Consider the following 17357-nt stretch of genomic DNA (forward strand, 5'->3'; position numbering starts at 1 on the left):
TGAATGTCAATTATTATTTGTTGTACAACTCTACGATTAACTGTTCTTTGATGTTTTCTGGAACTTGAAGTCTTTGAGGTACAGCAACGAAAGTACCTTCTAAAGTTTCAGGATTCCAAGTAATCCATTCGTAAACAGAACTAGAATTAGATAACGAACGTTCGATAACTTCTAAAGATTTAGATTTTTCACGAACAGCAACTTTATCACCAGCTTTTAATTGGTAAGAAGGAATATTCACTACTTCACCATTTACTGTGATATGTCTGTGAGAAACTACTTGACGTGCAGCTCTACGAGAAGGAGCAATTCCCATTCTGTAAACTACGTTATCTAATCTCGATTCACACAATTGAATCAATACCTCACCAGTAACTCCACGAGCAGCCGCAGCTTTCTTGTAAATATTACGGAATTGCTTTTCTAAGATACCGTATGTGTATTTTGCTTTTTGTTTCTCCATTAACTGAACAGCATATTCAGATTTTTTAGCTCTTTTTTTAGCTAATCCGTGTTGTCCTGGAGGGTAGTTTCTTTTTTCGAATGATTTATCATCTCCGAAAATAGCTTCGCCGAATTTACGAGCGATTTTTGTTTGTGGACCAGTATATCTTGCCATTTTTCAAAATAAAAAAAAGGTAGGGATTATGAATTCAGGTCACTTTCCTCCGATAATCTATCCTACCTTTGGTTATACTATAAATTAAACTCTTCTTCTCTTAGGAGGACGACATCCGTTGTGTGGGATTGGAGTAATATCGATAATCTCAGTTACTTCGATTCCACCATTATGTAAAGATCTGATTGCAGATTCTCTTCCGTTACCTGGACCTTTTACATAAACTTTTACTTTTTTCAATCCTGCCTCAAGTGCAACTCTACCACAATCTTCAGCAGCCATCTGAGCAGCATATGGAGTGTTCTTTTTAGAACCTCTGAATCCCATTTTACCTGCAGACGACCAAGAGATTACTTCACCTTTCTTGTTAGTCAAGGAAATAATGATATTGTTGAATGTTGCATTAATATGAGCTTCACCTGTTGTTTCTACAACAACTTTACGCTTTTTTGTATTCGCTTTAGCCATATTACTACTTATTATTTAGTTGCTTTTTTCTTGTTAGCAACAGTTTTTCTTTTACCTTTTCTCGTTCTCGAGTTATTCTTCGTTCTTTGTCCTCTTAAAGGAAGTCCAGTTCTGTGACGGATCCCTCTGTAACAACCGATATCCATTAAACGTTTGATGTTTAAAGAAATCTCTGAACGTAATTCACCTTCAATTTTGAAATGACCTACTGCTTCACGGATCGCTCCGATCTCATCATCATTCCAATCTTGTACTTTCTTATCTTCATCAACATTAGCTGCTGCTAAAATTTCTTTAGCTCTACTAGAACCAATCCCGAAGATATAAGTTAAAGCAATAACTCCTCTTTTGTATTTAGGTATGTCTACCCCTGCGATTCTTGCCATAATTATCCTTGTCTTTGTTTAAATCTAGGATTCTTTTTATTAATAACGTAAAGTCTACCTTTTCTACGTACTATGATGCACTCGGCACTTCTTTTTTTAACTGATGCTCTTACTTTCATTTTAATAGCCTCTTTAATATCTATAAGTAATTCTTGCTTTGGTCAAGTCATATGGACTCATTTCCAGTTTCACTCTATCACCAGGCAACAACTTAATGTAGTGCATACGCATTTTACCTGAGATGTGCGCGATAACAACGTGACCATTTTCTAATTCTACACGGAACATTGCATTAGACAATGCTTCGATTATTGCTCCGTCTTGTTCTATTGCTGATTGTTTTGCCATAAAATTTAAGCTGTCGCTCTTCTATTTTTACCACTTGTCATCATACTATCATACTGTTTGTTCAATAGATATGAGTTCACTTGTTGGATTGTATCAATTACAACACTCACCATAATTAATAGTGAAGTACCACCATAAAACATCGCCCATCCTTGTTGAACCCCTAAAATACTAACGATAATAGCTGGAAAAATAGCTATCAATGCTAGGTATAAAGACCCAGGGAAAGTGATTAACGACATAATTCTATCCAAGAAATCTGCAGTCTCAGAACCAGGCTTAACCCCTGGAATAAAACCACCACTTCGCTTCAAGTCGTCTGCCATTTTATTAGTAGGTACTGTAATCGCGGTGTAAAAGTACGTAAAAATAATGATTAATAAAGCAAAAAGTAAATTATACTCCCAACCAAATACATTATGGAATGTATTACTAATTGATTTTGCAGTATCCGAAGTTGACAAACCAGCCACAGCAGCAGGCACAAACATAATCGCTTGAGCGAAGATAATTGGCATAACTCCTGAAGCATTTAGTTTCAAAGGAATCCATTGGCGGTTTCCTCCTAACATGGATTGATCATACGTTCCAGAAGCGCTTCTACGAGCGTATTGTACTGGAATTCTTCGTACAGCTAATGTCAAATAGATACAAGCTACGATAATCAATAACCATAAAATTACTTCAATAACAACTAACATTGGTCCTCCGTTATTTTCTGTAATACGCGATTGGAATTCTTGGATGAAAGACATAGGAAGTCTTGCAATAATACCAACCATAATTAATAACGAAATACCATTTCCAATCCCTTTATCAGTAATTTTTTCTCCTAACCACATGGCAAAGATAGTTCCGGCAGTTAGTATCATTACTGAAGAAAACAAGAATGAGAAAGAATTAAAACCTAGCAAAAATGCATCTGATGGCAATTGCACATACAAGTTATAGATGTAACTAGGTCCTTGCAATAAGGTAATACCAATAGTTAACCATCTTGTAATTTGATTCATTTTCTTTCTACCGCTTTCTCCATCATTTTGTAATTTTTGCAGATAAGGAACCGCAATTCCCATCAGCTGCACCACAATGGAAGCAGAAATGTAAGGCATAATACCTAAAGCAAAAACAGATGCCTGTGCAAATGCACCACCTGTAAAAACGTTAATTAACCATCCAATTCCTTGATCAGTTTGATCAGTCAACGCTTGCAATTTCGTTGCATCAATACCTGGTAGAGTTACTTGTGTACCGAAACGGTACACAAGTAATAGTCCTAATGTGATTAAGATTTTATTTTTTAACTCTTCGATTTTCCAGATACTGGCTAATGTTTCAAAAAACTTCTTCATCCTGTTCACTAAGATTTTATAACGTTACAACTTCTCCTCCTGCTGCTTCAATAGCTGCTTGGGCAGAAGCTGAAAATTTATGAGCAGAAACTTTTAATTTTGCTTTTAGCTCTCCACGTCCTAAAACCTTAACTAAACTGTTTTTTGTAGCTAATCCTAAATCAACTAATTGAGAAAAATCTACAGTATCAGTTACTTTTCCGCTATCAACAAGACCTTGTAAAGCCTCTAAGTTAATTACAGCGTACTCAACTCTGTTAATGTTTTTGAAACCGAATTTAGGTACACGTCTTTGAAGTGGCATTTGTCCTCCTTCAAATCCGATCTTTTTCGAATAACCTGAACGTGATTTAGCACCTTTATGTCCTTTTGTAGAAGTTCCTCCTTTTCCAGAACCTTCACCACGACCAACACGTTTGTTTTGGTTGTGTACTGAACCGTTTGCTGGTTGTAAATTACTTAAATTCATCTATTGCGAATATTATTTAATTTCTTCTACAGAAACTAAGTGTTGAACTTTATTTACCATTCCTAAGATTGCAGTAGAAGCTTCATGTTCAACCACTTGACCAATCTTACGAAGTCCTAAAGCCTCTAATGTTCTCTTTTGGTTAAGAGGACATTTAATTTGGCTTTTTACTTGTTTTATTTTGATTTTCGACATAATCTTTCAAATTAACCTTTAAATACTTTTTCTAAAGAAATTCCTCTTTGTTTTGCAACTGTAGAAGCACTTCTTAATCGTAATAAAGCATCGAAAGTAGCTTTCACCACGTTATGTGGATTCGAAGAACCTTGAGACTTAGATAATAAATCTGTAATTCCTACAGCTTCAACTACCGCTCTCACAGAACCTCCAGCAATAACTCCCGTACCTAATGATGCAGGCATCAATAATACACGCGCTCCACTGAATTTACCTTTTTGTTCGTGCGGAATAGTATGTCCGTTTAATGGAATTTTAACTAAGTTTTTCTTAGCATCTTCTACTGCCTTAGCAATAGCCTCAGATACATCTTTAGATTTACCTAAACCGTGACCCACTACACCGTTTTCGTCACCTACTACAACAACAGCAGAAAAACCAAAAGCTCTTCCCCCTTTTGTTACTTTAGTAACACGGTTTACACTAACCAAACGATCTTTTAAATCAAGACCGCTTGGTTTTACAAATTCTACGTTTTTATAATTTTGATACATAACTAATTAGAATTTTAATCCAGCTTCTCTAGCGCCGTCTGCTAATGATTTAACACGTCCGTGGTATAAATAACCATTTCTATCAAAAGATACAGTTTCGATACCTGCTTTTAAAGCTTTCTCTGCGATTAGTTTTCCAACCGATGCAGCAGTTTCAACATTGGTTCCTCTTGTTATCCCAGCTTCTCTTGACGATGCTGACACTAAAGTTACTCCATTTACGTCATCTATGATTTGTGCATAGATTTCTTTATTACTTCTGAACACAGAAAGTCTTGTTCTAGCAGGTGTACCGCTAACAGTCTTTCTAATTCTGAACTTTATACGTTGTCTTCTTTCAGATTTTGTTAATGACATAGTCTTAATTTTTAAGCTGATTTACCTGCTTTTCTTCTTAATTCCTCACCTACAAACTTGATTCCTTTTCCTTTGTAAGGTTCTGGCTTACGGAAAGAACGGATTTTTGCAGCTACTTGACCTACTAATTGTTTGTCGTAAGAAGTTAATTTTACTAGAGGGTTTTTCCCTTTTTCTGATATTGTTTCAACTACAACTTCTGGAGCAACTTCTAACACGATATTGTGAGAGAATCCTAAAGCTAAATCTAACTTTTGCCCTTGGTTTGCAGCACGGTAACCTACCCCTACAAACTCTAAAGTGATAGTAAATCCTTCAGAAACACCAGTAATCATATTGTTAATCAAGCTACGGTATAATCCGTGTTTCGCTCTTTCATCTTTATCGTCAGATGATCTTTCTACTACTACTTGATTATCTTCTACTTTAACACTAACTGTATCGAATTTCTGAGTAAGCTCTCCTAATTTACCTTTAACAACAATAACGCCTTCTTGAACATCAACTGTTACACCAGCAGGAATTGTTATCGGACTTTTTCCTATTCTTGACATTTCTTAGTCTTTTTAAATTAGTATACGTAACAAACTACTTCTCCACCAACATTTAATTGTTTTGCTTGTTTTCCAGTCATCAATCCTTTTGATGTTGAAACAATCGCAATTCCTAAACCATTTAAGATTCTTGGAAGGTCAGCTGCAGAAGCGTATTTACGCAAACCTGGTTTACTAATTCTTTGGATATCTCTAATCACAGACTCTTTTGTGTCTTTATCGTATTTCAAAGCTATTTTGATTGTACCTTGAACTGTACTATCATCAAATTTATAGCTTAAGATATATCCTTGATCGAATAAAATTTTCGTGATTTCTTTTTTGAAGTTAGATGCTGGGATCTCTACCACTTTGTGGTTTGCACGCACAGCATTTCTAATTCTTGTAAGGAAATCTGCTATTGGATCTGTATACATTGTTTTTACCTTTAAATCTTAATTACCAACTTGCCTTTTTAACTCCTGGTATCAACCCTTGGTTAGCCATCTCACGGAAAGTAACACGAGAAATACCGAATTGACGCATATACCCTCTAGGTCTTCCAGTTAATTTACATCTGTTGTGTAAACGTACAGGAGAAGCATTTTTAGGTAATTTTTGTAACCCTTCGTAGTCACCAGCTTCTAAAAGAGCTTTTCTTTTATCTGCATATTTAGCTACTAATGCTTGTCTTTTAACCTCACGGGCTTTCATTGATTCTTTAGCCATAACTCTTAATTCTTTTTAAAAGGTAATCCTAATTCAACTAGTAAAGATTTCGCTTCTTTATCCGTGTTAGCAGATGTTACAAACGTAATATCGAAACCAGCAATTTTGTTTACTTTATCAATATTGATTTCAGGGAAAATAATTTGCTCAGTTACACCTAAGTTATAATTTCCTCTACCGTCGAATCCATCAGATTTGATACCAGAGAAATCTCTCACTCGTGGTAAAGCCGAAGTAACTAAACGATCTAAGAATTCATACATTCTTTCTCCACGTAAAGTAACTTTAGCTCCGATTGGCATTCCTTTTCTCAATTTGAAAGAAGCAACGTCTTTCTTAGAAATAGTAGCTACCGCTTTTTGCCCTGTAATTTTAGTTAACTCCTCTACTGCGTAATCAACTAATTTCTTATCAGATACAGCTGCACCTACACCACGGCTAACAACAATTTTCTCAAGTTTAGGAACTTGCATAATGTTCTTGTATCCAAACTCCTCTTTAAGAGCAGAGATCACTCTGCTTTTATATTCTTCTTTAAGTCTTGGTATATAAGCCATACTATAATACTTGATTTGATTTTTTAGAAACTCTTACATTTTTTCCATTTTCATTTCTTTGGATCGCTACTTTCGTAGTATCGTTAGTTTTAGGATCAACGATCGCTAAATTAGAAATATGGATAGGAGCCTCTTTTTTAACAATACCACCTTGAGGGTTAGTAGCACTAGGCTTAACATGCTTAGAAATGATGTTTACCCCTTCAACAATAGCTTTGTTCTTTTCGCGTAATACACGTACGATTTTTCCTTCAGATCCTTTGTGATCTCCAGCGATAACACGTACAGTATCTCCTGTTTTAATCTTTAGCTTAATCATGTTTAGAACGAATTACAACACCTCTGGTGCTAATGATACAATTTTCATGAATTGTTTTTCACGAAGTTCTCTTGCTACTGGTCCAAAAACACGAGTTCCTTTCATTTCACCTGCAGCATTTAACAATACGCAAGCGTTATCATCGAATCTAATGTATGATCCATCAGCTCTTCTAACCTCTTTTTTAGTGCGAACAACTACAGCAGTAGATACAGCACCTTTTTTCACACTTCCATTTGGAGTTGCGTCTTTGATACTTACTACAATTTTGTCTCCTACTGAAGCGTAACGACGCTTTGTCCCACCTAACACACGGATAGTCAAAACCTCTTTTGCTCCCGTGTTATCTGCTACTTTAAGTCTAGATTCTTGTTGTACCATAATTATTTCGCTCTTTCAATGATTTCAACTAATCTCCAACATTTTGATTTAGATAATGGACGAGTCTCCATAATTCTAACAGTATCACCAATGTTGCAGTTGTTCGTTTCGTCGTGAGCAACATATTTTTTAGTTTGCTTCACGAACTTTCCATATAATGGGTGTTTTACTTTTTTTACTTCAGAAACAACAATAGATTTCTCCATTTTGTTACTAGTAACAACACCTATTCTTTCTTTTCTTTCTTTTCTATTTTCCATCTTTTGGCAGAATACAATTATTGTAACTCTCTTTTGCTTAGCTCAGTATTAACTCTAGCAATTGTTCTTCTCACCTTTCTGATTTGAAGAGGATTCTCGATTGGAGAAATTGCATGAGTAGTTTTTAAGCTATTTAATGCGTTAGTCAACTCTTTTAATTGCTCTTGTAAATCAGCTACAGATAGGTTTACTATTTCAGATTGTTTCATGATAAATTTCTATTATGCTTCGAAATCTCTAGCAATTATAAATTTTGTTTTCACAGGAAGTTTTTGAGCAGCTAAGCGTAAAGCTTCTTTTGCTACAGATAGTGGAACACCACCAACCTCAAACATTATTTTTCCTGGTTTTACCACAGCAACCCAGTATTCTACTGCACCCTTACCTTTACCCATACGCACTTCAAGAGGCTTCTTAGTGATTGGTTTGTCTGGGAAAATCTTGATCCATAATTGTCCTTCACGTTTCATAAAACGAGTTGCAGCGATACGTGCAGCCTCGATTTGACGAGAAGTGATAAATGCTGAATCTAAAGATTTAATTCCGAACATCCCATTAGAAAGTTCATGCCCTCTTTGGGAAATCCCTTTCATCTTACCTTTCTGTACCTTACGGTATTTTGTTCTTTTAGGCTGTAACATTTTTCTTCAGTTTAAAAATTACTTTCTTTTGCGTTGGTTAGGTCTACCTTTACTAGATCCTGCTGGCGATTTAGATTGTTTTTTATCCATACCAGCTAACGGAGAAAGATCTCTTTTACCGTAAACTTCACCTTTCATGATCCACACTTTAATTCCCATTCTACCATAAGTAGTATGAGCTTCAGCAAGTGCATAATCGATGTCAGCTCTGAAAGTAGATAATGGAATTCTTCCTTCTTTGAACGATTCTGAACGTGCCATTTCAGCACCGTTCAAACGACCAGAAATCATTACTTTGATTCCTTCAGCATTCATTCTCATCGCAGCACCAATCGCCATACGAATAGCTCTACGGTAAGAAATTCTGTTTTCAATTTGACGAGCGATACTAGCAGCCACTAAAAACGCGTCAAGTTCAGGTCTCTTAATTTCAAAGATATTGATTTGAACTTCCTTATCAGTAATCTTTTTCAATTCCTCTTTCAACTTGTCTACCTCTTGTCCACCTTTTCCGATAATGATACCAGGTCTAGCAGTAGTGATAGTAACGGTTACAAGTTTCAAAGTTCTCTCGATGATTACTTTTGATACACTAGCTTTTGATAAACGAGCATGGATATACTTTCTGATTTTGTGATCCTCAGCGATTTTATCACCGTAATCATTTCCACCATACCAGTTTGAGTCCCATCCTCTAATAATACCAAGGCGATTCCCGATCGGATTAGTTTTTTGTCCCATACTGTTTATTAATTGCTTTGTGTGTTATTATTAGATCCTAATACGATTGTCACGTGATTAGAACGTTTTCTTATTCTGTGTGCTCTTCCTTGAGGTGCAGGACGAAGTCTTTTCAACATCATTCCTCCATCTACTCTAATCTCTTTTACAAAAAGTCCAGCTTCTTCCATGTTTTCTTCGCTGTTTTTTGCTTGCCAGTTTGCAATTGCAGACAAAAGTAATTTCTCTAAGTTACGAGAAGCATCTTTTGTGCTGAATTTTAATATATTTAGAGCTTTTTCTACTTTCTGTCCTCTTACTAAATCCGCTACTAAGCGCATTTTTCTTGGAGAAGTAGGGCAATTGTTTAGCTTAGCAAAAGCAACTTGCTTATTAGCTTCTTTAGTTTGCTCAGCTCTTTCTCTTTTACGAACTCCCATAGCTTCTTATTATTTTTTACCTTTATTCTTTGCACCAGCGTGACCTCTAAACGATCTTGTTGGTGAAAATTCCCCTAACTTGTGTCCAACCATGTTCTCTGTTACATATACAGGAACAAATTGACGACCATTATGTACTGCGATAGTCTGTCCAACGAAATCTGGAGTAATCATAGAAGCTCTTGACCAAGTTTTGATAACAGCTTTATTTCCAGACTCTACATTTTTAAGAACTTTCTTCTCTAATTTAAAGTGAACATAAGGTCCTTTTTTTAACGAACGTGCCATGTCTTACTCTTTTATTTCTTTCTACGTTCAACGATATACTTGTTACTCGACTTAACTTTAGAACGAGTTCTATAACCTTTAGCAGGCATCCCGTTTCTTGAACGTGGGTGTCCTCCTGAAGAGCGACCTTCTCCACCTCCCATTGGGTGATCTACCGGGTTCATAGCTACAGCTCTTGTTCTAGGTCTTCTACCTAACCATCTAGATCTACCAGCTTTACCAGAAACGATTAATTGGTGATCGTGGTTCGATACAGCTCCAATAGTAGCCATACAAGTTAACAAAATTAAACGCACTTCTCCAGAAGGCATTTTAATTGTTGCGTACTTACCATCTCTTGCTACTAATTGAGCGAAAGTACCAGCTGAACGAGCAATCACTGCTCCTTGTCCAGGACGTAATTCGATACAAGAAATAACAGTTCCTAAAGGAATTTTACTTAAAGGCATTGCATTCCCTACTTCAGGTGATGCATCTGGTCCAGAAACTACAGTTTGTCCAACTTTAAGACCAGCTTGTGCGATAACGTAAGCTTTAGCTCCATCCGCATAAGCAAGTAATGAAATAAATGCTGAACGGTTTGGATCATACTCGATTGTTTTAACAACTGCAGGAACTCCTTCTTTTGTTCTTTTAAAATCGATGATACGATATCTTTGTTTATGACCACCACCTGTGTAGCGCATGGTCATTTTTCCTTGACTATTTCTACCTCCAGATTTTTTTTTCGGTGCTAGTAAACTACGCTCCGGCTTATCAGTTGTTATAGCGTCAAAACTATTTACAACTCTAAAACGCTGACCTGGGGTAATAGGTTTTAATTTTCTAACTGACATTATTTATTAGATATTTGAATAAAAGTCTATATTATCTCCTTCTTTCAATTCAACTATTGCTTTTTTGAAAGCATTAGTTTTAGCGTTAATCATACCGCTTTTTGTATATTTAACAGAACGCTTCGCACCATAGTTCATAGTATTTACGTTAACAACACTAACACCATAAGTAGCTTCTACTGCTTTTTTGATCTCAATTTTGTTCGCTTTTCTATCAACTACGAAACCATAACGGCCAAAAACTTCACCGTCTTTTGTTACTTTTTCTGTAATTATAGGCTTAATTAAAACACTCATGTTCCTATTATTTGCTTAAATTTTCAACAATTCCAGCCACAGATCCCTCTGTCAAGACTAAGCTTCCCGCATTTAAAATCGCGTAAGTACTTAATTCTGAGTTAGTTACAACAGCGGCCTTCTCTAAATTGCGTGATGACAAATATACATTTTTATTTGATTCACCCAACACAAATAGAGATTTTTTATTTTCTAACCCTAAAGCTTTCAATACACTAATGAAATTCTTAGTACTTGGTGCTTCAAAGTTGAAGTTTTCTAAAACGATTAAGTTCTCTTCACGAACCTTAATTGAAAACGCTGATTTTCTAGCTAAGCGTTTTAAGTTCTTATTCAATTTGAAAGAGTAGTTTCTTGGTCTTGGTCCGAAGATTCTTCCCCCTCCTCTGAATACTGGTGACTTGATGCTTCCTGCTCTCGCCGTTCCAGTTCCTTTTTGCTTTTTAATCTTGCGTGTACTTCCCGCTACTTCAGCTCTTTCTTTTGCTTTGTGCGTTCCTTGTCTTTGGTTTGCTAAATATTGTTTAACATCAAGGTATACTGCGTGATTATTTGGCTCAATTCCGAATACTGAATCTAAAAGTTCAACTTTTCTTCCAGTATCTTTCCCTGTAATATCTAAAACTTTTACTTCCATTACTTCTGAATGATTACATAAGAGTTTTTGTGTCCTGGAATAGCTCCTTTTACAACAAGTAGGTTCTTATCAGCCACTACTTTTAAAACTCTAAGATTTTGTACTGTTACATTTTCTCCTCCAGTTCTTCCTGCCATGCGCATTCCTTTGAATACTCTAGATGGATAAGAAGAAGCCCCTACAGAACCTGGTGCTCTTAAACGGTTTTTTTGACCGTGAGTAACTTGACCTACTCCGCCAAATCCATGACGTTTAACAACCCCTTGGAAACCTTTTCCTTTAGACACACCTTGAACGTCTACGAATTCTCCTTCAGCGAACAAATCAACAGTGATAACATCACCTAATTTGTACCCTCCATCGAATTCTTTGATTTCAACGACTTTTCTTTTAGCAGATGTTCCCGCTTTCTTAAAGTGACCTAACTCAGCTTTAGTAGCGTGTTTCTCTGTCTTGTCATCGAAACCAAGTTGTAACGCTTCATACCCGTCAACCTCATTGGTTCTGACTTGGGTAACGACACATGGACCAACTTCGATTACTGTACATGGAATGTTTTTTCCATTTTCGTCGAAAATACTAGTCATGCCGATTTTTTTACCAATTAACCCAGACATAAATATTTAATTAAATTATTTGAAACTTATTTAAAAGAATTAAGTATTAGCGTATTTCAACGCTAACACTTAATCCCTATTCTTTTATTTATTGAAATTACTTTCGGATTATCACACTTTAATTTCAACTTCTACACCGCTTGGTAACTCTAATTTCATTAAAGCATCAATTGTTTTAGAAGAAGAAGAATAAATATCTAACAATCTTTTGTAAGAACTAACTTCAAATTGCTCTCTTGCTTTTTTGTTTACGTGTGGTGAACGTAAAACAGTAAAGATTTTTTTATGAGTTGGTAACGGAATTGGACCTGTTACTACTGCACCTGTACTTTTTACAGTTTTTACGATTTTCTCTGCTGATTTATCAACCAACATATGATCGTAAGATTTTAATTTTATTCTGATTTTTTGACTCATTTTTCTCTAAAATTAAGCGTTTCCTTTTGCTTTAGTGATTACAGCCTCTGAAATATTTGATGGTGTTTCAGAGTAGTGAGAGAACTCCATTGTAGAAGTAGCTCTACCTGATGATAACGTTCTCAATGTAGTTACATATCCGAACATTTCTGATAATGGCACAGAAGCTTTAACAACTTTAGCTCCATTTCTATCATCCATGCTGTTGATTTGTCCACGACGACGGTTCAAATCCCCAACGATATCACCCATGTTTTCTTCAGGAGTCAATACTTCTAACTTCATGATAGGCTCAAGAATTACAGCACCAGCAGCTTTAGCAGCAGCTTTGTAACCCATTTTCGCTGCCAATTCGAATGATAATGCATCCGAGTCAACCGCGTGATAAGAACCATCTGTTAGAGTAACTTTCATCGAATCCATTTCGAAACCTGCTAAAGGTCCTTGTTTCATCGCTTCTTTGAATCCTTTTTCTACAGAAGGAATATATTCTTTTGGTACGTTACCACCTTTTACCTCATTTACGAACTGTAATCCAACGAATGGTTTTCCATCCACTTCGTCAGCAGGTCCAATTGTAAATACGATATCCGCGAATTTACCACGTCCACCCGATTGTTTCTTGTAAGACTCTCTGTGGTTAGCAACGCGAGTAAGTGTTTCTTTGTATTCAACTTGAGGCTCACCTTGGTTTACTTCAACTTTGAATTCACGTCTCATACGGTCGATTAATACATCTAAGTGTAACTCTCCCATACCAGAGATTACTGTTTGTCCAGAAGCTTTATCTGTTTTTACAGTAAACGTAGGATCCTCTTCCGCTAATTTAGCTAAAGCAGTACCCATTTTATCCATATCCGCTTTTGTTTTTGGCTCAATAGCGATACCAATTACTGGATCAGGGAAATCCATACTTTCTAATACAATTGGATGTTTTTCATCACATAAAGTATCTCCAGTTTTGATATCCTTAAATCCTACAGCAGCTCCAATATCTCCAGCCTCAATATATTCGATTGGATTTTGTTTGTTAGCGTGCATTTGGTAGATACGAGAAATACGCTCTTTGTTACCTGAACGCGTGTTCAATACGTAAGAACCAGCATCTAAGTGTCCTGAATAAGCTCTAAAGAAAGCTAAACGACCTACGAAAGGATCTGTAGCAATTTTAAACGCTAACGCAGCAAACGGCTCAGTAACTGATGGTTTACGAACAACTGGTTCTTCAGTATCAGGATTTGTTCCTTCGATAGCTTCCTTATCCATTGGAGAAGGTAAGTAACGACAAACAGCATCCAACATGAACTGAACACCTTTATTTTTGAATGATGAACCACAAGACATTGGGATGATACTCATATCCAAAGTCGCTGCGCGCAACGCTTTGTGAATTTCGTCCTCTGTAATTGAGTTTTCATCTTCCATATATTTCTCAAGAAGGTTCTCGTCATAAGCCGCGATCTCCTCGATTAATTGACCTCTGTATTGTTTAACATCATCAACCATATCAGCTGGGATATCAACAACGTCAAAAGTAGAACCATGATTTTCATCATGCCATACGATTGCGCGGTTTTTCACTAAGTCAACGATACCTTTGAAATCTGCTTCATCACCAATTGGTAAAACGATTGGCACAGCATTAGATTTCAACATATCTTTCACTTGTTGACATACTGCTAAGAAGTTAGCTCCTTGACGGTCCATTTTATTAACGAACCCCATACGAGGAACTTTATAGTTATCAGCTAATCTCCAGTTAGTTTCAGATTGTGGCTCAACACCATCAACTGCACTAAATAAGAATACTAATCCATCCAATACACGTAAAGAACGGTTCACCTCAACTGTAAAGTCAACGTGTCCCGGAGTATCAATAATATTGAAGTGGTACTCCATAGACTCAGCTATCTTCTCACCTTGTTTAGTTGGGAAATTCCAAGTACAAGTAGTCGCTGCTGAAGTAATAGTAATACCTCTTTCCGCCTCTTGCTCCATCCAGTCCATTGTAGAAGACCCTTCGTGAGTTTCTCCCATTTTATGGTTTTTACCTGTATAGAACAAAATACGTTCTGTAGTAGTTGTTTTACCAGCATCGATGTGAGCAGCGATACCAATATTTCTTGTATATTTTAAATCTCTTGCCATTGTATATTTTTTCTGTATGGATTAAAATCTAAAGTGAGAGAACGCTTTATTAGCTTCAGCCATTTTATGCGTATCCATTCTCTTTTTAACTGCAGCACCTTCTTCTTTAGCAGCAGCTAAAATCTCAGAAGCTAATCTTGCAGCCATAGATTTCTCATTTCTTCTTCTCGCATACAAAATCATCCACTTCATCGCCATAGAAATTTTTCTATCCGGACGAATTTGCATAGGGATTTGGAATGTAGCACCTCCTACACGACGAGAACGAACCTCTACGTGTGGCATAACGTTAGTTAAAGCATCTTTCCAGATCTCCAATGAAGTTTTCTCTTCATCTTGTTTTTTCTCTTCAACGATTGCTAAAGCATCATAAAATACTTTAAAAGCCGTAGACTTCTTACCGTCCCACATTAAGTTATTAACAAAACGCGTCACTAATTGATCATTAAATTTCGGATCTGGTAAAAGAGGTCTCTTTTTCGCCTGTCTTTTTCTCATGTCTTTTTCTTAAACGTTTAAACGATTATTTTTTGTCTTTAGGGCGTTTTGCACCATATTTCGATCTTCTTTGAGTTCTACCGTTTACTCCAGCAGTATCCAAAGCTCCACGTACGATGTGGTATCTAACACCTGGCAAATCTTTTACCCTTCCTCCTCTAACTAATACTATCGAGTGCTCTTGTAAATTGTGTCCTTCTCCTGGGATGTAAGCGTTTACTTCATTACCATTTGTCAAACGTACCCTTGCAACTTTACGCATTGCAGAGTTAGGTTTTTTAGGTGTAGTAGTATAAACACGCGTACAAACTCCTCTTCTTTGAGGACAAGAATCCAAAGCAACCGATTTACTCTTCTTAGTTAATTGGGTTCTCCCTGTTCTTACTAATTGTTGAATTGTTGGCATAATGTTTATTAATAATTTCTACAATATATTATTCCCCACTATATACGGGGTTGCAAATGTAGAAAGTTTTTTTCTTTTTTCAAAAGACAATCAATTAATTTTCAAGTAATTTATTTATTTTATTCTTTAAGTCTCAGCTTCTTACTTTTTTTATTTTACTTTACACGTAAATATAGCGTCCAAAGTGCACAAGTATATTCTTTCCTTCTTTTTCTTGTTATTCCTGTGTTTATCCTCTTATGGACAAACTACATCCTTGACGCTTGACCTCACGTCGCCCCATGAAAAAGAACGCGAACTACTTCTCGCCTTGAGACACAAAAAAAATCATCCTGATTTACAATCTGTTAAACAAACACTCGACAGTGTTGACCAAGTATTGTACAAAAAAGGGTATTTGTCTTTCACCAAAAACAAAAAACAACAAGATACCGTTCTGGAGTATACCTATATATTAGGGAATCCCATCCGTCAAGTCATTTTGTCCAATAAACTATTATCTACTACGATTCAGCAACAACTTGGCTTTTTAAAGGACAGTATAACTCTTGATTTCGAATCTTTATCCCCTCTGTTGCAGCAATACGCTCAACAATTGGATCGAGAAGGTTTGGGAATGTCTGCATTACAACTGAGTAATCACTCGATTCAAAATAGCACTTTATATTGTGACCTGCAACTTCATTTGACTCAAAGTAGAAAATTAAACCATATTGCAATCCAAAGTGTAAATAAAGTTCCTGAAAAAATCATCAAACAAATAACTAAACGGTATCTCAATAAACCGTATAGTGAACAATTGGTATCTAACGTAACTCAAACCTTAAATGACTTAGATTTCTTAAAGCAATACAAAACACCTGAAACCTTATTTACAGAGGACCAAACTACGCTTTATCTCTTCTTAGACAAAGCCAACACCAATACTTTTGATGGGTTTATGGGATTTAGTACGGATGAGAATGAGAAATTCACACTGGCGGGTTATTTGGATTTAGCCTTGAACAACGTTTTAAATAAAGGAGAATCGCTTCAACTGTATTGGCGTAGTGATGCCAATAAGCAAACGCAATTTGATTTTAAGTCGTCTTTTGTTTACTTGTTTAACACCCCTATCAACCTCAACGGACAACTTAACATTCAAAAACAAGATACCATTTATCAAAATACGAAGTTAGTCTTGCAAGTGGGGTATGCCATTCAGTACAACCAAAATATCAAAATAGGGTATCAAAGTACTTCCTCAACCACTAATAGTATCCTACCTACCATGGAGAATTTTGACAGTACATTCTATACGTTGAATTATACTGTTATTCGAAAAAGAAACTATTTACCTGTATTCCCTGTTAATTATTCTTTGGACGCTTTGATTGGGACAGGAAATCGAACCACAGAAGAAGCAAAAGAATCCCAGTATTTGATCCAGCTCCAAGCGAATAAAAATTTTGAATTAGCTCCTAAACACTTCTTCTATATCAATTGGACTTACTATGCTTTATTTAGCAAAGATTATCTAATGAATGAAATGTATCGTTTTGGAGGCACACAATCTCTCCGCGGTTTTCAAGAGAATAGTTTGCTAACCAATCAGCTAAATTTAATCAATACAGAGTATCGCTTTTTGGTTCATCCAAGCTTGTACCTCCATACAATATTTGATTATGCCATACAAGAATATAAGCCTTTAGATCAAAAGAACACCTTGTATAGTATAGGTATGGGGTTAGGTTTTATTACTTCTTCGAGTTATTTTAATCTTTCTTTCGCCAATGGCAAACAACCTGGTATCCCTTTCTCCTTTGACAATACTACTATACACATTGGATTTAAAACTCTCTTCTAATCTTCTTTTTCTATTGACCAATCCTTAGGGACAAAAGTTTGATTCTAAAACAAAAAA

31 protein-coding genes are annotated in these 17357 nt (G+C 36.1%); 1 reads left to right on the forward strand and 30 read right to left on the reverse strand.

Annotated elements, in window-relative coordinates; all coding sequences use genetic code 11:
* Nucleotides 1-13: 13 nt before the first annotated feature.
* The 30 genes from rpsD to rpsL form a co-directional block, all read right to left on the reverse strand.
* Nucleotides 14-619 (reverse strand): 30S ribosomal protein S4, encoded by a 606-nt coding sequence (gene rpsD, locus HX004_RS02910; protein WP_286440829.1) that lies wholly within the window; start codon nucleotides 617-619, stop codon nucleotides 14-16.
* A gap of 84 nt (nucleotides 620-703) precedes the next feature.
* Nucleotides 704-1087 (reverse strand): 30S ribosomal protein S11, encoded by a 384-nt coding sequence (rpsK, locus tag HX004_RS02915; RefSeq protein ID WP_002987484.1) that lies wholly within the window; start codon nucleotides 1085-1087, stop codon nucleotides 704-706.
* An 11-nt stretch (nucleotides 1088-1098) separates the two neighbouring features.
* Entirely contained in the window at nucleotides 1099-1473 is a 375-nt protein-coding gene (rpsM, locus tag HX004_RS02920; protein ID WP_115091697.1) for a 30S ribosomal protein S13, read from the reverse strand.
* Between the two features lie 2 nt (nucleotides 1474-1475).
* Nucleotides 1476-1592, reverse strand: a complete 117-nt coding sequence (gene ykgO / locus HX004_RS02925; RefSeq protein WP_002987490.1) for a type B 50S ribosomal protein L36 — start codon at nucleotides 1590-1592, stop codon at nucleotides 1476-1478.
* Between the two features lie 13 nt (nucleotides 1593-1605).
* Nucleotides 1606-1821: a translation initiation factor IF-1 gene (gene infA, locus HX004_RS02930; protein ID WP_002987492.1), complete on the reverse strand. Its 216-nt coding sequence runs from the start codon at nucleotides 1819-1821 to the stop codon at nucleotides 1606-1608.
* Between the two features lie 5 nt (nucleotides 1822-1826).
* A complete protein-coding gene (gene secY, locus HX004_RS02935; RefSeq protein ID WP_286440830.1) occupies nucleotides 1827-3173 on the reverse strand; it encodes a preprotein translocase subunit SecY in 1347 nt (448 codons plus the stop codon).
* 16 nt (nucleotides 3174-3189) lie between these two features.
* A complete protein-coding gene (rplO, locus tag HX004_RS02940) occupies nucleotides 3190-3642 on the reverse strand; it encodes a 50S ribosomal protein L15 (RefSeq protein ID WP_002987495.1) in 453 nt (150 codons plus the stop codon).
* 12 nt (nucleotides 3643-3654) lie between these two features.
* A complete protein-coding gene (gene rpmD / locus HX004_RS02945; RefSeq protein WP_286440831.1) occupies nucleotides 3655-3837 on the reverse strand; it encodes a 50S ribosomal protein L30 in 183 nt (60 codons plus the stop codon).
* Nucleotides 3838-3848: 11 nt separating this feature from the next.
* Entirely contained in the window at nucleotides 3849-4373 is a 525-nt protein-coding gene (gene rpsE / locus HX004_RS02950; RefSeq protein WP_182647123.1) for a 30S ribosomal protein S5, read from the reverse strand.
* 6 nt (nucleotides 4374-4379) lie between these two features.
* Nucleotides 4380-4730: a 50S ribosomal protein L18 gene (gene rplR / locus HX004_RS02955; RefSeq protein ID WP_060874045.1), complete on the reverse strand. Its 351-nt coding sequence runs from the start codon at nucleotides 4728-4730 to the stop codon at nucleotides 4380-4382.
* A gap of 11 nt (nucleotides 4731-4741) precedes the next feature.
* Nucleotides 4742-5284: a 50S ribosomal protein L6 gene (gene rplF, locus HX004_RS02960; protein WP_286440832.1), complete on the reverse strand. Its 543-nt coding sequence runs from the start codon at nucleotides 5282-5284 to the stop codon at nucleotides 4742-4744.
* A 17-nt stretch (nucleotides 5285-5301) separates the two neighbouring features.
* Complete coding sequence (rpsH, locus tag HX004_RS02965) at nucleotides 5302-5700, reverse strand: 30S ribosomal protein S8 (protein ID WP_286440833.1); 399 nt, start codon at nucleotides 5698-5700, stop codon at nucleotides 5302-5304.
* 22 nt (nucleotides 5701-5722) lie between these two features.
* Nucleotides 5723-5992 carry a 30S ribosomal protein S14 gene (gene rpsN / locus HX004_RS02970; protein WP_002987503.1) on the reverse strand — a complete coding sequence of 90 codons (270 nt, stop codon included), beginning with the start codon at nucleotides 5990-5992 and terminating at the stop codon, nucleotides 5723-5725.
* 5 nt (nucleotides 5993-5997) lie between these two features.
* Complete coding sequence (gene rplE / locus HX004_RS02975) at nucleotides 5998-6549, reverse strand: 50S ribosomal protein L5 (protein ID WP_286440834.1); 552 nt, start codon at nucleotides 6547-6549, stop codon at nucleotides 5998-6000.
* Between the two features lies 1 nt (nucleotide 6550).
* Complete coding sequence (rplX, locus tag HX004_RS02980; RefSeq protein WP_060874042.1) at nucleotides 6551-6868, reverse strand: 50S ribosomal protein L24; 318 nt, start codon at nucleotides 6866-6868, stop codon at nucleotides 6551-6553.
* A 12-nt stretch (nucleotides 6869-6880) separates the two neighbouring features.
* Complete coding sequence (rplN, locus tag HX004_RS02985) at nucleotides 6881-7249, reverse strand: 50S ribosomal protein L14 (RefSeq protein ID WP_182647128.1); 369 nt, start codon at nucleotides 7247-7249, stop codon at nucleotides 6881-6883.
* A 2-nt stretch (nucleotides 7250-7251) separates the two neighbouring features.
* Nucleotides 7252-7509: a 30S ribosomal protein S17 gene (gene rpsQ, locus HX004_RS02990; RefSeq protein ID WP_002987508.1), complete on the reverse strand. Its 258-nt coding sequence runs from the start codon at nucleotides 7507-7509 to the stop codon at nucleotides 7252-7254.
* A 17-nt stretch (nucleotides 7510-7526) separates the two neighbouring features.
* Nucleotides 7527-7718 (reverse strand): 50S ribosomal protein L29, encoded by a 192-nt coding sequence (gene rpmC, locus HX004_RS02995; RefSeq protein ID WP_158962480.1) that lies wholly within the window; start codon nucleotides 7716-7718, stop codon nucleotides 7527-7529.
* A 12-nt stretch (nucleotides 7719-7730) separates the two neighbouring features.
* The gene (gene rplP, locus HX004_RS03000; protein ID WP_002987510.1) at nucleotides 7731-8150 is read right to left on the reverse strand and encodes a 50S ribosomal protein L16; all 420 of its coding nucleotides are present in this window, start codon (nucleotides 8148-8150) and stop codon (nucleotides 7731-7733) included.
* Between the two features lie 18 nt (nucleotides 8151-8168).
* On the reverse strand, nucleotides 8169-8891 hold the full coding sequence (gene rpsC / locus HX004_RS03005; protein WP_002987511.1) for a 30S ribosomal protein S3: 723 nt from the start codon (nucleotides 8889-8891) through the stop codon (nucleotides 8169-8171).
* An 8-nt stretch (nucleotides 8892-8899) separates the two neighbouring features.
* Nucleotides 8900-9310: a 50S ribosomal protein L22 gene (gene rplV, locus HX004_RS03010; protein WP_286440836.1), complete on the reverse strand. Its 411-nt coding sequence runs from the start codon at nucleotides 9308-9310 to the stop codon at nucleotides 8900-8902.
* A 9-nt stretch (nucleotides 9311-9319) separates the two neighbouring features.
* Nucleotides 9320-9598 (reverse strand): 30S ribosomal protein S19, encoded by a 279-nt coding sequence (rpsS, locus tag HX004_RS03015; RefSeq protein WP_002987514.1) that lies wholly within the window; start codon nucleotides 9596-9598, stop codon nucleotides 9320-9322.
* 11 nt (nucleotides 9599-9609) lie between these two features.
* Nucleotides 9610-10434 (reverse strand): 50S ribosomal protein L2, encoded by an 825-nt coding sequence (gene rplB, locus HX004_RS03020; protein WP_286440837.1) that lies wholly within the window; start codon nucleotides 10432-10434, stop codon nucleotides 9610-9612.
* A 6-nt stretch (nucleotides 10435-10440) separates the two neighbouring features.
* The gene (rplW, locus tag HX004_RS03025; protein ID WP_158962477.1) at nucleotides 10441-10731 is read right to left on the reverse strand and encodes a 50S ribosomal protein L23; all 291 of its coding nucleotides are present in this window, start codon (nucleotides 10729-10731) and stop codon (nucleotides 10441-10443) included.
* A 7-nt stretch (nucleotides 10732-10738) separates the two neighbouring features.
* On the reverse strand, nucleotides 10739-11368 hold the full coding sequence (rplD, locus tag HX004_RS03030) for a 50S ribosomal protein L4 (protein WP_286440838.1): 630 nt from the start codon (nucleotides 11366-11368) through the stop codon (nucleotides 10739-10741).
* Nucleotides 11368-11985 carry a 50S ribosomal protein L3 gene (rplC, locus tag HX004_RS03035; protein ID WP_182647131.1) on the reverse strand — a complete coding sequence of 206 codons (618 nt, stop codon included), beginning with the start codon at nucleotides 11983-11985 and terminating at the stop codon, nucleotides 11368-11370. The genes rplD and rplC overlap by 1 nt, the downstream gene beginning before the upstream one ends.
* A 111-nt stretch (nucleotides 11986-12096) precedes the next feature.
* Nucleotides 12097-12402 (reverse strand): 30S ribosomal protein S10, encoded by a 306-nt coding sequence (rpsJ, locus tag HX004_RS03040; RefSeq protein WP_026710316.1) that lies wholly within the window; start codon nucleotides 12400-12402, stop codon nucleotides 12097-12099.
* Nucleotides 12403-12414: 12 nt separating this feature from the next.
* A complete protein-coding gene (gene fusA / locus HX004_RS03045) occupies nucleotides 12415-14550 on the reverse strand; it encodes an elongation factor G (protein WP_286440839.1) in 2136 nt (711 codons plus the stop codon).
* 21 nt (nucleotides 14551-14571) lie between these two features.
* Complete coding sequence (gene rpsG / locus HX004_RS03050) at nucleotides 14572-15048, reverse strand: 30S ribosomal protein S7 (RefSeq protein WP_158962473.1); 477 nt, start codon at nucleotides 15046-15048, stop codon at nucleotides 14572-14574.
* Nucleotides 15049-15073: 25 nt separating this feature from the next.
* A complete protein-coding gene (gene rpsL, locus HX004_RS03055) occupies nucleotides 15074-15454 on the reverse strand; it encodes a 30S ribosomal protein S12 (protein WP_002987523.1) in 381 nt (126 codons plus the stop codon).
* Nucleotides 15455-15638: 184 nt separating this feature from the next.
* On the opposite strand from rpsL, the gene HX004_RS03060 reads away from it, so the two are divergent.
* Nucleotides 15639-17300 (forward strand): BamA/TamA family outer membrane protein, encoded by a 1662-nt coding sequence (locus HX004_RS03060; protein WP_286440840.1) that lies wholly within the window; start codon nucleotides 15639-15641, stop codon nucleotides 17298-17300.
* Nucleotides 17301-17357 lie beyond the last annotated feature (57 nt).

Origin of the sequence: Myroides sp. 1354 (assembly GCF_030324495.1) — a bacterium.
Lineage (GTDB): Bacteria > Bacteroidota > Bacteroidia > Flavobacteriales > Flavobacteriaceae > Flavobacterium.

Excerpts from the sequence above, each read along its gene's own strand:
- rpsD (WP_286440829.1), bottom strand. The coding sequence starts at position 619 with ATGGCAAGATATACTGGTCCACAAACAAAAATCGCTCGTAAATTCGGC.
- rpsK (WP_002987484.1), bottom strand. The coding sequence starts at position 1,087 with ATGGCTAAAGCGAATACAAAAAAGCGTAAAGTTGTTGTAGAAACAACA.
- rpsM (WP_115091697.1), bottom strand. The coding sequence starts at position 1,473 with ATGGCAAGAATCGCAGGGGTAGACATACCTAAATACAAAAGAGGAGTT.
- ykgO (WP_002987490.1), bottom strand. The coding sequence starts at position 1,592 with ATGAAAGTAAGAGCATCAGTTAAAAAAAGAAGTGCCGAGTGCATCATA.
- infA (WP_002987492.1), bottom strand. The coding sequence starts at position 1,821 with ATGGCAAAACAATCAGCAATAGAACAAGACGGAGCAATAATCGAAGCA.
- secY (WP_286440830.1), bottom strand. The coding sequence starts at position 3,173 with ATGAAGAAGTTTTTTGAAACATTAGCCAGTATCTGGAAAATCGAAGAG.
- rplO (WP_002987495.1), bottom strand. The coding sequence starts at position 3,642 with ATGAATTTAAGTAATTTACAACCAGCAAACGGTTCAGTACACAACCAA.
- rpmD (WP_286440831.1), bottom strand. The coding sequence starts at position 3,837 with ATGTCGAAAATCAAAATAAAACAAGTAAAAAGCCAAATTAAATGTCCT.
- rpsE (WP_182647123.1), bottom strand. The coding sequence starts at position 4,373 with ATGTATCAAAATTATAAAAACGTAGAATTTGTAAAACCAAGCGGTCTT.
- rplR (WP_060874045.1), bottom strand. The coding sequence starts at position 4,730 with ATGTCATTAACAAAATCTGAAAGAAGACAACGTATAAAGTTCAGAATT.
- rplF (WP_286440832.1), bottom strand. The coding sequence starts at position 5,284 with ATGTCAAGAATAGGAAAAAGTCCGATAACAATTCCTGCTGGTGTAACA.
- rpsH (WP_286440833.1), bottom strand. The coding sequence starts at position 5,700 with ATGTATACAGATCCAATAGCAGATTTCCTTACAAGAATTAGAAATGCT.
- rpsN (WP_002987503.1), bottom strand. The coding sequence starts at position 5,992 with ATGGCTAAAGAATCAATGAAAGCCCGTGAGGTTAAAAGACAAGCATTA.
- rplE (WP_286440834.1), bottom strand. The coding sequence starts at position 6,549 with ATGGCTTATATACCAAGACTTAAAGAAGAATATAAAAGCAGAGTGATC.
- rplX (WP_060874042.1), bottom strand. The coding sequence starts at position 6,868 with ATGATTAAGCTAAAGATTAAAACAGGAGATACTGTACGTGTTATCGCT.
- rplN (WP_182647128.1), bottom strand. The coding sequence starts at position 7,249 with ATGGTACAACAAGAATCTAGACTTAAAGTAGCAGATAACACGGGAGCA.
- rpsQ (WP_002987508.1), bottom strand. The coding sequence starts at position 7,509 with ATGGAAAATAGAAAAGAAAGAAAAGAAAGAATAGGTGTTGTTACTAGT.
- rpmC (WP_158962480.1), bottom strand. The coding sequence starts at position 7,718 with ATGAAACAATCTGAAATAGTAAACCTATCTGTAGCTGATTTACAAGAG.
- rplP (WP_002987510.1), bottom strand. The coding sequence starts at position 8,150 with ATGTTACAGCCTAAAAGAACAAAATACCGTAAGGTACAGAAAGGTAAG.
- rpsC (WP_002987511.1), bottom strand. The coding sequence starts at position 8,891 with ATGGGACAAAAAACTAATCCGATCGGGAATCGCCTTGGTATTATTAGA.
- rplV (WP_286440836.1), bottom strand. The coding sequence starts at position 9,310 with ATGGGAGTTCGTAAAAGAGAAAGAGCTGAGCAAACTAAAGAAGCTAAT.
- rpsS (WP_002987514.1), bottom strand. The coding sequence starts at position 9,598 with ATGGCACGTTCGTTAAAAAAAGGACCTTATGTTCACTTTAAATTAGAG.
- rplB (WP_286440837.1), bottom strand. The coding sequence starts at position 10,434 with ATGTCAGTTAGAAAATTAAAACCTATTACCCCAGGTCAGCGTTTTAGA.
- rplW (WP_158962477.1), bottom strand. The coding sequence starts at position 10,731 with ATGAGTGTTTTAATTAAGCCTATAATTACAGAAAAAGTAACAAAAGAC.
- rplD (WP_286440838.1), bottom strand. The coding sequence starts at position 11,368 with ATGGAAGTAAAAGTTTTAGATATTACAGGGAAAGATACTGGAAGAAAA.
- rplC (WP_182647131.1), bottom strand. The coding sequence starts at position 11,985 with ATGTCTGGGTTAATTGGTAAAAAAATCGGCATGACTAGTATTTTCGAC.
- rpsJ (WP_026710316.1), bottom strand. The coding sequence starts at position 12,402 with ATGAGTCAAAAAATCAGAATAAAATTAAAATCTTACGATCATATGTTG.
- fusA (WP_286440839.1), bottom strand. The coding sequence starts at position 14,550 with ATGGCAAGAGATTTAAAATATACAAGAAATATTGGTATCGCTGCTCAC.
- rpsG (WP_158962473.1), bottom strand. The coding sequence starts at position 15,048 with ATGAGAAAAAGACAGGCGAAAAAGAGACCTCTTTTACCAGATCCGAAA.
- rpsL (WP_002987523.1), bottom strand. The coding sequence starts at position 15,454 with ATGCCAACAATTCAACAATTAGTAAGAACAGGGAGAACCCAATTAACT.